Origin of the sequence: Devosia rhodophyticola, from assembly GCF_028816475.1 — a bacterium.
Taxonomy (GTDB): Bacteria; Pseudomonadota; Alphaproteobacteria; order Rhizobiales; family Devosiaceae; genus Devosia; species Devosia rhodophyticola.
Window position 1 is genome coordinate 2,928,505 of the sequence record NZ_CP118247.1, and the last position, 12,607, is coordinate 2,941,111.

Annotated in this window: 13 protein-coding genes; 7 read left to right on the forward strand and 6 right to left on the reverse strand. The window is 56.1% G+C overall.

Features of this window, described 5'->3' with window-relative positions:
- Positions 1-101: 101 nt before the first annotated feature.
- The 4 genes from PSQ90_RS14325 to PSQ90_RS14340 form a co-directional block, all read right to left on the reverse strand.
- Complete coding sequence (locus PSQ90_RS14325; protein ID WP_282210962.1) at positions 102-1,211, reverse strand: outer membrane protein transport protein; 1,110 nt, start codon at positions 1,209-1,211, stop codon at positions 102-104.
- Positions 1,212-1,487: 276 nt separating this feature from the next.
- Entirely contained in the window at positions 1,488-2,699 is a 1,212-nt protein-coding gene (locus PSQ90_RS14330) for an NADP-dependent isocitrate dehydrogenase (protein WP_282210963.1), read from the reverse strand.
- Between the two features lie 166 nt (positions 2,700-2,865).
- Positions 2,866-3,198, reverse strand: a complete 333-nt coding sequence (locus PSQ90_RS14335; RefSeq protein WP_282210964.1) for a TfoX/Sxy family protein — start codon at positions 3,196-3,198, stop codon at positions 2,866-2,868.
- Complete coding sequence (locus PSQ90_RS14340) at positions 3,195-3,641, reverse strand: GFA family protein (protein ID WP_282210965.1); 447 nt, start codon at positions 3,639-3,641, stop codon at positions 3,195-3,197. Before PSQ90_RS14340 ends, PSQ90_RS14335 begins: the two co-directional genes overlap by 4 nt.
- A gap of 90 nt (positions 3,642-3,731) precedes the next feature.
- Here PSQ90_RS14340 and PSQ90_RS14345 point away from each other — a divergent pair, with 90 nt between their 5' ends.
- From PSQ90_RS14345 to rpsD, 5 genes are all read left to right on the forward strand, one after another.
- Entirely contained in the window at positions 3,732-4,325 is a 594-nt protein-coding gene (locus PSQ90_RS14345) for a GNAT family N-acetyltransferase (RefSeq protein ID WP_282210966.1), read from the forward strand.
- A gap of 106 nt (positions 4,326-4,431) precedes the next feature.
- On the forward strand, positions 4,432-5,028 hold the full coding sequence (locus tag PSQ90_RS14350) for a GNAT family N-acetyltransferase (RefSeq protein ID WP_282210967.1): 597 nt from the start codon (positions 4,432-4,434) through the stop codon (positions 5,026-5,028).
- A 68-nt stretch (positions 5,029-5,096) separates the two neighbouring features.
- Positions 5,097-5,891, forward strand: a complete 795-nt coding sequence (locus tag PSQ90_RS14355; protein ID WP_282210968.1) for an RNA methyltransferase — start codon at positions 5,097-5,099, stop codon at positions 5,889-5,891.
- A 70-nt stretch (positions 5,892-5,961) separates the two neighbouring features.
- On the forward strand, positions 5,962-7,203 hold the full coding sequence (locus PSQ90_RS14360; protein WP_282210969.1) for an MFS transporter: 1,242 nt from the start codon (positions 5,962-5,964) through the stop codon (positions 7,201-7,203).
- A 179-nt stretch (positions 7,204-7,382) separates the two neighbouring features.
- Positions 7,383-8,000 (forward strand): 30S ribosomal protein S4, encoded by a 618-nt coding sequence (gene rpsD, locus PSQ90_RS14365; RefSeq protein WP_282210970.1) that lies wholly within the window; start codon positions 7,383-7,385, stop codon positions 7,998-8,000.
- 88 nt (positions 8,001-8,088) lie between these two features.
- Here the strand turns inward: rpsD and sbmA are convergent, their stop codons facing one another.
- The gene (gene sbmA, locus PSQ90_RS14370) at positions 8,089-9,378 is read right to left on the reverse strand and encodes a peptide antibiotic transporter SbmA (protein WP_282210971.1); all 1,290 of its coding nucleotides are present in this window, start codon (positions 9,376-9,378) and stop codon (positions 8,089-8,091) included.
- A gap of 190 nt (positions 9,379-9,568) precedes the next feature.
- On the opposite strand from sbmA, the gene ttcA reads away from it, so the two are divergent.
- Both ttcA and PSQ90_RS14380 read left to right on the forward strand, forming a co-directional pair.
- Entirely contained in the window at positions 9,569-10,420 is an 852-nt protein-coding gene (gene ttcA / locus PSQ90_RS14375) for a tRNA 2-thiocytidine(32) synthetase TtcA (protein ID WP_407648222.1), read from the forward strand.
- Positions 10,420-11,238, forward strand: coding sequence for an inositol monophosphatase family protein (locus PSQ90_RS14380; protein WP_282213077.1), 819 nt, complete (start codon positions 10,420-10,422; stop codon positions 11,236-11,238). The genes ttcA and PSQ90_RS14380 overlap by 1 nt, the downstream gene beginning before the upstream one ends.
- 39 nt (positions 11,239-11,277) lie before the next feature.
- Here the strand turns inward: PSQ90_RS14380 and PSQ90_RS14385 are convergent, their stop codons facing one another.
- Positions 11,278-12,528, reverse strand: coding sequence for a multidrug effflux MFS transporter (locus tag PSQ90_RS14385; protein ID WP_282210973.1), 1,251 nt, complete (start codon positions 12,526-12,528; stop codon positions 11,278-11,280).
- Between the last annotated feature and the right edge of the window lie 79 nt (positions 12,529-12,607).

Consider the following 12,607-nt stretch of genomic DNA (forward strand, 5'->3'; position numbering starts at 1 on the left):
CGGCCAGCCATGTCTACATCACGGAAGCGACGTTTTCAGGAAACGAAAACGGCTCCATCCTTGGCGCCGTTGGGTTGGTATAGATAAGGCGGATGTTGCAGCTAGAACGAGGCCTTCAGACCACCATTGATCGCGAAAACACCGCTGGTGCCCCATTGTTCGCCGGATGCATTGGTGCCGCCGGCAAGTGTGCTGGCCGAAACGCCCCCAGTAAACTGCACAGTCTCGGAAATATCGTAGCTGACGCCTAGCGTGATGCCATAACGATCAGTCTGACTGCCAGCCATCAACACGCCGCCAGCGCCGGGGGTCGAGGTCCCGCGGTCCCAAGTCACGAGGCCAAGGATGCTCAACTGCTCATTGATGGAGTGCCCAACACCGGCCGTTACCGTCCAGCCGTCGCGATAACCGAGATTAGACACCAGCGGCGCGCCAATGGTGTTGACCGTCAGTTTTTGCAGGGCTTCCCAGTTCATCCATTCGACAGAGCCCAACGCTAACCAGCCTGGTGCAATGCCGGTCTGCGCCTTCAGCTCGATTGATTGCGGCGTTTCGACGTTGGCGGTCGCGGCGCCGCCGTAAGCGGTGCCCGACAAATCATATTTGACAGCTGAATTATAGATGGCGCTAACGCGCAAGGCAATTTCTGGGATCTCATAAGCGACACCAGCACGCCAGCCCGCCGACCAGCCGTTGATAGACACTGGCGTGCTGGTGGTCAGGCTGGTGGGAACATCGGCGTCGTAACTGAGGTTCTGCGCGGATAGGCCGCCAATAACGCTGAAAACGCCCGGGCCTGTTTGCATGCCAACGGCACAGGTGAGACCGGTATCGGTGGAACGGATGGATTCATTGACCGCCTGTCCGGTAAGTGCTGCGTAGGCGTTGGTGCGTGCAGTGTTCGCACCAAACGGATTCTGCACGCTGACCAGGCAACTGGCCATGTCCAAAAAGTCGGCCTTGAAGCCTGCATTGTAGTAGACGATGGAGGGTGTGGTGGCGACTATGCCAGGTTGCACGCCCGCATTGGTTACATCCTTATTGATATATACGTAAGTCGCGGTGGCTTTGCTGGCGTAAGTCGCCGGATCAAACAGCGCGTCCCAGTCGTACCCGTTGGCTTCAAGCCCTCCTGCAAAAGCGCCACCAACCAATGGCAGGCTGGTAGCCAAACCAATCATTGCAGCCATAATATTGCGGTGTGCGTTCAAGTCATCCTCCGGCCACAAATTGCGTCAACTGCAATCCGGGAAAAGTCTCTGTTCAGCCTGCTTGGTTGAGCGTCGAATCATCCCGTCAAAGGCTAATTGAGATTAATTAATCTAATATCAATTTGTTGTCAGCAGTTAATAAATAGCGAGCGTTTGGTAGTTGAGCGCTGCGTTTTTCGCTGAAACGGCCCGCTGGTGCCCAGTTTGGGAACGCAAAAAGGCGCCTCGCGTGAGGCGCCTTCAATATCGCAGAGCGCTTCAACTATCCGCTTAGAATTACGCCATGGCCTTGCGCAGATTTTCGTCGATAGCGTCGAGGAAGCCCATGGTGGTAAGCCATGGCTGGTCAGGACCAACAAGAAGCGAAAGATCCTTGGTCATCTTGCCTTCCTCGATGGTATCAATGGTGACTTTTTCTAGGGTCGTTGCGAATTTCGCCAACGCTTCATTGTCATCAAGCTTGGCGCGGTGCGCGAGGCCACGGCTCCAGGCAAAGATCGAGGCGGTCGAGTTGGTCGAAGTTTCCTTGCCCTGCTGATGCTGGCGATAGTGACGCGTAACCGTGCCGTGGGCCGCTTCGGCCTCAACAATTTTGCCGTCGGGCGTTGCCAATACCGAAGTCATCAGACCGAGTGAGCCAAAACCTTGTGCCACGATGTCGGACTGGACGTCGCCGTCGTAATTCTTGCAGGCCCAGACGTAACCGCCGCTCCACTTTAGAGCCGACGCGACCATGTCGTCGATCAGGCGGTGCTCGTACCAGATCTTCTTGGCCTCGAATTTTTCCTTGAACTCAGCGTCGTAGATTTCCTGGAAAATGTCCTTGAACCGCCCGTCGTAAGCCTTGAGAATGGTGTTCTTGGTCGACAGATACACCGGTACACCGCGCGCCAGGCCATAGTTGAAGGACGAATAGGCAAAGTCGCGGATCGAGGAGTCGAGATTGTACATGGCCATAGCGATACCGGCCCCGGGTGCCTGATAGACTTCGTGTTCTATGACCTTGCCGTCATCGCCTGTGAATTTAATCGACAGCGTGCCCTTGCCGGGGAACAGGAAATCGGTGGCGCGATACTGGTCGCCGAAAGCGTGACGGCCAACGATGATGGGTTGGGTCCAGCCAGGTACAAGCCGCGGCACGTTCTGACAGATGATGGGTTCACGGAAAATCACACCGCCGATGATGTTGCGGATTGTTCCGTTGGGCGAACGCCACATTTTCTTGAGTTTGAATTCTTCAACGCGCTGTTCATCAGGTGTGATGGTGGCGCACTTGATGCCGACACCATGTTTCTGGATGGCCTTGGCAGCATCAATGGTGATCTGGTCGTCAGTCGCGTCGCGGCTTTCCACTGACAGGTCATAATATTCGATGGGCAAATCAAGGTAGGGATGGATGAGCTTATCCTTGATCGCCTGCCAGATAATCCGGGTCATTTCATCGCCGTCCAGATCCACGACCGGATTTGCGACCTTAATTTTGCTCATCGAACGCTCCCAAGATGATTTATCGTGGCCGTGGCCAAGTTCCGCGCCCCTATAGCATCACCAGATCAAAGCGCAAAGACTGCCTCGGCAAGGGGGCATGCCGGGAAGGGGTCGAGCCGCAGGGTTTATCGACCTGGATGGGACCAAGCTAACGATATTGTCGCGCTTATTTAGGTGGCAACGACGCCGTGAAAGCCATCGCCAGATCAATCCAGCCACGCAGATGATCGTCGGCCTCGACTGCATCATTGGGAACGACCAGAAAGCCGCCCATACGTTTGGCTGCAAAATCTACATGGTCAGCGCCGGGGAGGGCGCGGGCGGCGGCGTCATTATTCTTGCCAAGCCGCACCATCAAAGCGCCTTTGCTGGTGGCTCCCAGAGCCATGTTGCCGTTCAGCATGAAGCCGATGCCGCCGAACATTTTTCGCTCGGTGATGCGGGGGTCCATCGCTATGTGCTCGCGGAGGCGGGCCGCGATTTCCTGAGTCATGGTCATGGGGCCGGCCTGCGTTGTGGATAGGTTGGGTATTGTTCGACTTCGGGTGCGATGAAGTCCCAATCGTGATGGCTTCGCGCAAAGATCAACTGATTGGGCGAGAACCAATCGGCATCCTCGGTGAAAAGTCCAACGGGCAAGAGCATGATATCGGGTGAACGACTGGTTTTTCCGAACATGGGGGTGCCGCATTCGGGGCAAAAGCTACGCGCAACCGTGGCGCCAGAGTCAGCTGTGGCATCATAGGATTTGACGAAGCCCGAAATTGTGACATCGGCTTTGCTGACCATGGCGAGGCAGGCGTGACCGCTTCCCGTCGCGCGCTGACAATCCTGGCAGGAGCACACAAACATCGACAAAATTTTGCCACTGAGCGAAAGACTTGCAGCCCCGCAGGCGCAAGTCGCGTGTAGATCAAGTCTGGGGTGCTCCTGAATGTTCATGGTTTAAATTGGCATGAGTTCTGGTTAGGTGACAAGCGTCAGACTTGCAATCGCGCGCCGGGTAGGCAAAGTGCGCCGAGGCGAGGTTCCATGGTTCTTTTTCCCGATTATCCACTGACGACCCCACGGCTGCGGTTGCGCCCGTTCAAACGTGGGGACGTCGACGCAGTCTATGACTATCGGCGTCGCGATGTGGTGGCGCTTTATCTGTTTGATGTCGCTTTAAGCCGCGAGGAGTGTGCGCTAGCGGTGCAGCAACGCACTGGGCAGGTGGCGCTGACTGAGGAAGGCGACAAGATCATCCTTGCAGCCCAACATAAGGAGAGCGGCAGTGTCATTGGTGAGGTATCCCTCATCTGGCGCAAGCAGGACGCCCGTCAGGTTGAACTCGGTTGGATATTTCATCCTGACTGGCAGGGAATGGGCTATGCCAGCGAAGCGGCAGAGTGCTTGTTAAACTTGGCTTTTGAAGAGGGCGACATGCATCGGGCCATGGCGCGCTGCGGTACCCAGAATGTTACCTCATGGCGGCTTATGGAGCGGCTGGGCATGCGGCGCGAGGCGCATTTCCGCGAGCACAGTCTATTCAAGGGAAAATGGGACGAAGAGTATATTTACGCCATCCTGCGGCGGGAGTGGCGGCAAAGCCGCGGGGATGGGGTATTGGCTTCCATGAATCCATAAAAACTGCTCGTGCGTGAGCACGATTTTCTAATGTCCGGGTAGGAACCGGACGACTCCGTTGGCGTTGAGTTAGTGGGCTTGAACGTAAGGCGGAGGGAAGTAGACGATGGCATCCTTAAGATTACCGATAGCGACCGATCAGTTGGAATTGACCGCTTTCGAACGTAGCGACACGGAGGCATTGGGTAGCTATTTGTGCAATCGTGACGCGCAACGCTATATCGATGGTCTGGCGCGGGACAAGCAGGACGTTGAGGCGGTTCTGCGACAAATGCGCGAGCAGGTTAATCTGCGACGACCAGGCGATACGCTGACGCTGGCGATGCGAAAGAATACTGACAAGGAACTGGTTGGGCATGTTTGCCTGCGGTGGTCCGATGCCACAGCTGGGCAGGGTGAGTTGCGCTTTGTCCTACACCCCAGACACACGGGGAGGGGATACGCGCATGAAGCGATAGCCGCGATGCTCGATCTGGCGTTTGATCATTACAATATTCACAGGGTCTTCATGCGGTGCGATGGGCGCAATCACCATTCGGCAAAGTTGCTGGAGCAAATCGGCATGCGGCTTGAGGCTCATTATAGAGAGCATGCGTTGTTTCAGGGCGAGTGGGACGAAGAGTTGCATTTTGCCATTTTGGATCGGGAATGGCGGCCATCAAGTAAGATCAGGCACTTCCCGCCGCGCGTTCGTGTCGCCTGATATCAATGTAGATTTGCCACTTGGGTAAATCTTAGGCTATGTCCCGCTGCACCTAGGGGAAGCGCGATATGGCCGGGACAGATTCATCCAAAGACTTCATTCAGCGGCCAAGCCCGGCTGTGATCTTGTGTGAGCCTCAACTTGGGGAAAATATCGGTACGGCGGCGCGCGCCATGGCCAATTTTGGCTTGTGGGACTTGCGGCTTGTGCGACCGCGCGATGGCTGGCCCAATGAAAAGGCGGTAAATGCGGCGTCGCGTGCCGATCATGTGATTGAACGCGTTAGGGTATTTGAGACGCTGGAAGCGGCCATCGCTGATCTGACGATGGTCTATGCCACGACGGCGCGTCCGCGTGATTTGCAAAAGCCCGTGTTCGGGCCCGAAGAGGCGGGGCGACATCTGGTGGGGCATATCGAGAGCGGCGCTGGCGCGGGGCTGCTATTTGGCCGCGAGCGCTGGGGTCTGCTCAATGAAGAGGTAGCGCTGGCCGATGCGATCGTAACGCTGCCGGTTGAGGCGGCATTTGCCTCGCTGAACATCGCGCAGGCGGTACTCATTCTGGCCTATGAGTGGCGGCGGCAAACCGAGTTGGGAAGGCAACTTCCCTTTGCAGATGTGTTAGCAGATGTGGCACCGCGAGAAGAGTTGACGGGACTATTTGGTCATCTTGAAGACGCGCTTGAGCGATCCGGCTTTTTTACTTCTCCGGAAAAACGTCCAACCGTTGTCAATAATTTACGGACACTTTTGACCCGAGGACAATTTTCCAGTCAGGAAGTACGCACGCTGCGCGGTGTGATTTCTTCCCTGGACCGTAAGCATCAACGGCCCAATCCTAATCGGGAAAAACGGGGCGAATAATGTCACGTTGGACCAAACCGTAGCTTTTCGGCTTGGCGGATGAGATAACGCGTGGCAAGGATGCGTCATCATGACCCAACCCTCTGACGCGCCCGGCGTTTCCAAACTCGCCTTTAGTTACAAAGGCTTTCGATTTTTCTGGCTGACGACATTACTCGTCAGCTTTTCTGTGCAGATCATGTCGGTTTCGATTGCCTGGCAGATCTATGATGTCACGGGCAGCGCCTTTTTGCTGGGGTTGGTTGGGCTGTCGCTGTTTTTGCCGGCGCTGTTGCTGATATTGGTAACGGGCCTTGCGTCGGATCGGTTCAACCGGCGTATGATCATGGCAATCTGCCTGGGTGTCGAACTGCTCTGCGCGTTGGGCTTTCTAACGCTTGTGAATGCCGAGGCGCATGAGGTTTGGCCCATATTTATCATTCTGGTGATGCTGGGAACTGCGCGGGCATTCTGGGGCCCGGCGGCGCAATCGCTGGCGCCCAATCTGGTTCCGCCTGAAGCGTTGTCAAATGCAATTACGGTCAATGCCTCGGCCTGGCAATTTGCCGGCATTACGGGACCCGCTATCGGAGGGCTGCTGTACGGGGTGGCGCCGACCGCCGCGTTTGGTACGGCGGCGGGGTTGCTTGGGTTGGCGATGGTTGTCGTCTTGCTGATCCCCAAGCCGATGCAGCGTTCGTCGCGGCAGGCAACCAGCCTTGAAACCATGTTTGCGGGGTTCCGCTACATTTTTTCGAACAAGGTGGTCTTGGGAGCGATATCGCTGGACATGTTCGCCGTGCTGATGGGTGGCGCGGTGGCGCTTCTGCCGATCTATGCCAAAGACATCCTGCATTCTGGACCACAGGAACTGGGCTTGTTGCGCGCGGCACCCGGCGTTGGGGCGATCATCATGGCGCTTTTTCTTACCCGGTTTCCCATCCGTGACCATGCTGGCAAGGCCCTGTTTATATTCGTTGGTTTGTTCGGGCTATTTACCGTTGTGTTTGGGCTGTCTACGACGGCCTGGTTATCCATTCCAGCGCTCACATTGGTGGGGGCCGCCGATATGGTCAGCGTCACCATTCGCGAGACCATCATGCAATTATGGACGCCCGAAGCGGTGCGCGGGCGGGTCAATGCGGTCAATAGCGTGTTTATTGGTGCTTCAAACGAGTTGGGTGAGTTCAGGGCCGGTTCGGTTGCGGCATTGATCGGCCCTGTTCCGGCGGTGGTGATTGGTGGGGTTGGCGCGATGATGGTGGCGGCGGTCTGGAGTCGCGCGTTTCCTGAATTGCGGGAGCAGAAAAATCTCGACAAGAAGATGGCGTGAGCCCCCGCAGCGCTTGACTTGAGCCCCGTTGCCCCTTAATAGGCGGCCACCTACCGAGGCTTTCGAGCCAATAGGCGCACCCGGGATCTCCTCAATATTTGGGATCTGTCGGTCATCCGGTTTACCGGTTGGCAGAGGAGGGCGCGATTTTCTTTCGACGTTTCTTGAAAGGATACGCGATGTCGAAGCGCATTTCAGCTAAGCATAAAATTGATCGCCGTCTTGGCGAAAATATCTGGGGCCGTCCAAAAAGCCCGCTCAATGCCCGTGCCTATGGTCCCGGCCAGCATGGTCAGCGCCGTAAGGGGAAGCTGAGCGATTATGGTTTGCAGCTCCGCGCCAAGCAAAAGCTCAAGGGCTACTACGGCTCAATCACCGAAAAGGCGTTCAAGCGCCTCTATTTTGAAGCACAGCGCGTCAAGGGCGATACCGGTGAAAACCTGATCGGTCTGTTGGAGCGTCGTCTGGATGCGGTCGTTTACCGCGCCAAGTTCGTCCCGACCGTTTTTGCTGCTCGTCAGTTCGTTTCCCACGGCCATATTCTGGTCAATGGCAAGCGCGTCAACATTCCATCCTACCAGTTGCAGATCGGCGACAAGGTTGAGATCCGTGAGCGCTCCAAGCAGCTCGCCATCGTGATCGAAGCCACCCAGCTGGCTGAGCGCGATGTTCCTGAATATGTTGATACCGACCACAACAAGTTGACGGCAACCTTTGTACGGGTGCCAACGCTGACGGATGTTCCCTATCCAGTGCAGATGGAACCCAACCTGGTTGTTGAATTTTATTCGCGTTAAGCGCGACGCAATCCGGGTTCGCCCGGATCAAGCGACAGTACTGGAGAGGGCCGCTTCATTTGGAGCGGCCCTTTTGTTTTGGCTACGATCAGGTTGCGGGCAATGGATCGCCTGGCGCGATACCTTCGACCAAAGCCAGATAACGCGCATCATCATAGTCATTGATCAGTGGGGCGTCGGCGGGAATATTGGCTTCAAAGGCACGCAGGCGCTTGAACACTGATATCAGTGAAATGATGGTTGTCCAGGAGCTTGCAAGAAATTTGAAGGAATCTTCCACCTGACCGAATGCAGTGCTGATCTGTTGAAAAAGACCCAAGGTCAGGGCGCCAGCGACAATTGAAGGGGCCATGGCGATTAAGGGGATGAAATTGGAGCCCTGCAAATAGGCGTATCGCGCGACATTGAAATAGAGATAATGCCGATAGAGGCGAAAATAGTTGGACTGCATATTGAGAAACAGCTGTCGCACTGAGACTGGTTCTGCGCGTTCGCCGTTATCTTCGCCATAGACCAATTCCTTGCGATAAGCCGCTTCCACTCGCTGGTTGACGAATTCGAGTCCTGGCAGACGAATGCCGACTGTTGCGAGCAGCACGGTGCCAAAGGCCGAGGACACCAGAGCGACCCAGACCAGGCTGCCATTCACTGGGCCAATGAAGGGCAATTCGGTGATATTTTGGGACAGGCCCCAAAGCAATGGCAGGAAGACAACCAATGTCATGACCGAAGAGACCAACGAAACGGCCAGTGATTCAACGATGCTGGCAAAGCGTTGGGTATCTTCCTGAATGCGCTGGGACGCGCCTTCGATTTGGCGCAGGTCGCGCCAATTGCTGAGATAGAAGAACGACATGGCCCGCCGCCAGCGGAACAGAAAGTGGGCAATGAAGAAGGCATTGAGGACCAACACTGTAATGTTGGGCACCAGCACGTAGGCCACTGTCAGAATTTCACCAAGGAACTGGTCTAGTGTCACCGTGCCGGGGTTCGTCAGGGCGGACTGGATGAGATTGTAGAAAGTGCCATACCAATCGTTAAGCCAGGCGCTAATCTGGACATTGAAGTAAACGACTTCAATTATGGTGACACTGCCGACCACGGACCACCAATACCAGTGGCGATTGCCGCCGATCCAGTACCAGGGAATGCAAAACATATAGCCGGCCAAAATCACATATTGATACAGCCACACCTTGTCAGGCGAGAAGAACGGATTGGGATCGGCCTCCGTGGGCTGAATGCCAAGCCATGGGCCAAGGCTGAGAAAGCTCTCCAGGTTGGAGCCAATCACATACCAGACCAGCATGACAAATGCCGTCCAGAGAAGTGCCGCCGGAAAGAATAACCGTGGATTTGGAAAGAAAGAGCGAAACACCGTGTACTCCTGACGGTCTATGAGGCTACGTCATTTAACTGAGGCAAATCGTTCAAAGCAAGAATTCGATATTAAAGCTTGGTAATGTTGGCGTGTTTTATGGGCGGCGGTTTTCCTTTCCCTTGACGCGCTGAGGCGGTATCAGCAACGCAGTCCCAAAGGTGAGGGTTTCAGCATGACTGACATCGCAATGGCCGATAAGATTGAAGAGGGTGCCGTAAGCGAGGGTGCACACCCAATTTTTGCCAACGCGCCGCGCTCGGTGGCCTTCAACAAACTGCGCAAGCGGTTGATCCGAAATACCCGCGAGGCGCTTGAAAAATTTGCCATGGTACGGGCGGGCGAGCGCTGGCTGGTGGCGTTGTCGGGTGGCAAGGACAGCTATGGCATGCTGGCCATATTGCTCGATCTCAAGTGGCGTGGCCTGCTGCCCGTCGACTTGCTGGTGTGCAATCTGGATCAGGGGCAACCCAATTTCCCCAAACATGTACTGCCAGGTTTTTTGACGGGGCTTGGTATCGAGCATCGCATTGAATATCGCGATACCTACTCAATCGTGACCGACAAACTGCCAGCGGGCGCCACCTATTGCTCGCTGTGCTCGCGGCTTCGGCGCGGCAATCTTTATCGTATCGCGCAGGAAGAGGGTTGCTCGGCACTGGTACTCGGCCATCATCGTGAAGATAGTCTCGAGACGTTTTTCATGAATTTGTTCCATGGCGGAAAGCTGGCGGCGATGCCGCCCCGGCTGATGAATGACGAGGGCACGGTGGAAGTGTTGCGGCCCTTGATCTATTGCGCCGAGGACGATTTGCAGAAATTTTCGGACGCCCTGGCGTTTCCAATCATTCCTTGCGACTTGTGCGGCAGCCAGGATGGATTGGAACGCAACGCAACCAAGGCAATGCTCGATGGTATCGAAAGGCGCATGCCCGGGCGAAAGGATGTGATGATCCGCGCATTGGGGAACGTCAATCCCAGCCATTTGCTCGACCCCAAACTGTTTGATTTCACTGGACTAACTGACCGGAGAACCAATTGATGCCGTTCGATATTGCCAAGCTGGCCACCATTTTGCGCGACGCGTCCAAGGCCGAAATTTTGCCGCGCTTTCGGCGCCTCGACGCCGGCATGGTCAACGTCAAATCCGAAGCAATCGATCTGGTAACAGAGGCGGATGTTGCCGCCGAAAAACACATTCTTGCCGGTGTTTCGGCTCTTATGCCCGAGGCGTTGTTTGTCGGCGAGGAATCGGTGGCCGCTGATCCCGATCTGTTGGAACGTCTGGCGAGCGCTGACCTTGCAGTGGTTGTTGATCCGATTGACGGCACGGCCAATTATGCCGCCGATCTGCCCCTGTTTGCCGTGATGGCAGCGGTAGTTTCCAAAGGGGAAACGATTGCGGGCATCATTTACGATCCGATGGGCGATGATTGGGTGATGGCAGAAAAAGGATCTGGTGCGTGGCGTCGGCGGCCCAACGGGGAAGCTGTGCGCCTCAACGTGGCAGCAACACTGCCGCTGGAACAAATGGTTGGAACGGCTTCGGTCGCGTTTATTCCCTCAGACCGGCGCGCCGAAATCATGGGCAATCTGGCCAAGGTTCGGTTGGTTCCCAATTTTAGATGCGCCGGACATGAATATCGCACGCTTGTATCAGGGCATTCGCAATTCGGGATGTATAACAAGCTGATGCCATGGGACCATTTGGCGGGCGTTTTGATTGCGCAGGAGGCGGGAGCCTATGCGGCGCGTCTGGATGGGTCGTCCTATCAGTCGCACCATGTCGATGGTGGCCTGCTGGTGGCGACAAATCGCGACGCCTGGCAGACATTGCGGCGTAACGTATTTACGTTTTAGAGGCGCGGACGATCGGTAGGGTCATCCGCGCCAAAAACGCTAGTGGGCCTCGGCGACAACGGTCGTGTTCTCGTATTCCTTGCCGACACCGAAAAGCTTGCCATTTTCGGCAATCAGGATGCAGGCGAGCGCCAGAACGCCCATGGTGAAATACCCGGCGGCGACGGGCACCACCGTGCCATTGAACTGCTGGCCAATAAAACTGCCGATCAGTGCGCCACCCACGGTCTGAATGAAGCCGAAAACCGATGCGGCGGTACCGGCGACTGCTCCCAAGGGCTCCATCGAAAGCGAGTTCATGTTCGATGCAGCCCAGCCGAAGCAGAACATGACGACGGCAAGCAACATGAAGAACAGCCATAGCGGCATGAATCCCATTATCGACAGGGCAAGCCAGATGCCGCTAACTGCAGTGAAGACCAGCATGGCGCCATGCGAAAGCCGCCGCATGCCGAGGCGTCGCACGATGCGCGAATTGGTGAATGAGGATACCGCCATCAGCGCGGCCATGGCCGCAAAGGCGACCGGAAAGTAGGGGCCGAGGCCGTAAATATCGACATAGACCTGCTGGGAGGTGCTGATAAAGCCAAACAGGGCACCGAATGTGAAGGTGCCGGCTAGGCCGTACATGAAGGCCGATCGATTGCTGATAACCAGCCGGAAGCCATCGGTAACTGCTCCGAAAGTCAGAGGGCGACGATCAGCGGGGGCCAGTGTTTCGGGCAGTCGCAAAAAGCCCCAGACCCCAGAAACGGTCGCCAGGCCCGCCATGAAAATAAAGATGGTCTGCCAAGGGCCAGTCATGAGCAATATCTGGCCGACGCCAGGTGCGATCACGGGAATGGCCATGAACACCATGAAGGTCAACGACATGACCTCGGCCATTTCGCGGCCGGAATATATGTCGCGCACCATTGATGTGGCGATAACGCGGGTACCAGCAGCGCCCAGGCCCTGAATGAAACGCAAGGCCAGGAGGACGCCAAAGCTGGGCGAGAAAATCGCAGCAACAGCGGCAAGGACATAAACAAGGATGCCCACGAAGAGCGGGGCGCGACGGCCAAAGCGATCCGACAGTGGGCCAAACGCCAGTTGTGCCAAGCCGAAGCCGAGCATATAGGCGGAAATGACGAACTGGCGCTCGTTCTCGGATTCAACGCCCAGGGCCGCGCCCATATAGGGCAGAGCCGGCAGCATGACGTCGATGGCCATCGCATTGAGCGCCATCAGCGCTGCGATCAAAGCAATGAATTCCGGACGGGAAAGTACCCGCGTCAGGTGATTTGACATAAATGATTCTCGAAAATGCGCCGCAACCGAACGTGTGGCCAATTATCGGGGACATTACTCGTGTGCTAACATTTGGCAA

Coding starts and splice junctions, on each gene's coding strand:
- PSQ90_RS14350 (WP_282210967.1), top strand. CDS start 4,432: ATGGCATCCTTAAGATTACCGATAGCGACCGATCAGTTGGAATTGACC.
- PSQ90_RS14380 (WP_282213077.1), top strand. CDS start 10,420: ATGCCGTTCGATATTGCCAAGCTGGCCACCATTTTGCGCGACGCGTCC.
- ttcA (WP_407648222.1), top strand. CDS start 9,569: ATGGCCGATAAGATTGAAGAGGGTGCCGTAAGCGAGGGTGCACACCCA.
- PSQ90_RS14385 (WP_282210973.1), bottom strand. CDS start 12,528: ATGTCAAATCACCTGACGCGGGTACTTTCCCGTCCGGAATTCATTGCT.
- PSQ90_RS14345 (WP_282210966.1), top strand. CDS start 3,732: ATGGTTCTTTTTCCCGATTATCCACTGACGACCCCACGGCTGCGGTTG.
- rpsD (WP_282210970.1), top strand. CDS start 7,383: ATGTCGAAGCGCATTTCAGCTAAGCATAAAATTGATCGCCGTCTTGGC.
- PSQ90_RS14340 (WP_282210965.1), bottom strand. CDS start 3,641: ATGAACATTCAGGAGCACCCCAGACTTGATCTACACGCGACTTGCGCC.
- PSQ90_RS14360 (WP_282210969.1), top strand. CDS start 5,962: ATGACCCAACCCTCTGACGCGCCCGGCGTTTCCAAACTCGCCTTTAGT.
- PSQ90_RS14330 (WP_282210963.1), bottom strand. CDS start 2,699: ATGAGCAAAATTAAGGTCGCAAATCCGGTCGTGGATCTGGACGGCGAT.
- PSQ90_RS14355 (WP_282210968.1), top strand. CDS start 5,097: ATGGCCGGGACAGATTCATCCAAAGACTTCATTCAGCGGCCAAGCCCG.
- PSQ90_RS14335 (WP_282210964.1), bottom strand. CDS start 3,198: ATGACCATGACTCAGGAAATCGCGGCCCGCCTCCGCGAGCACATAGCG.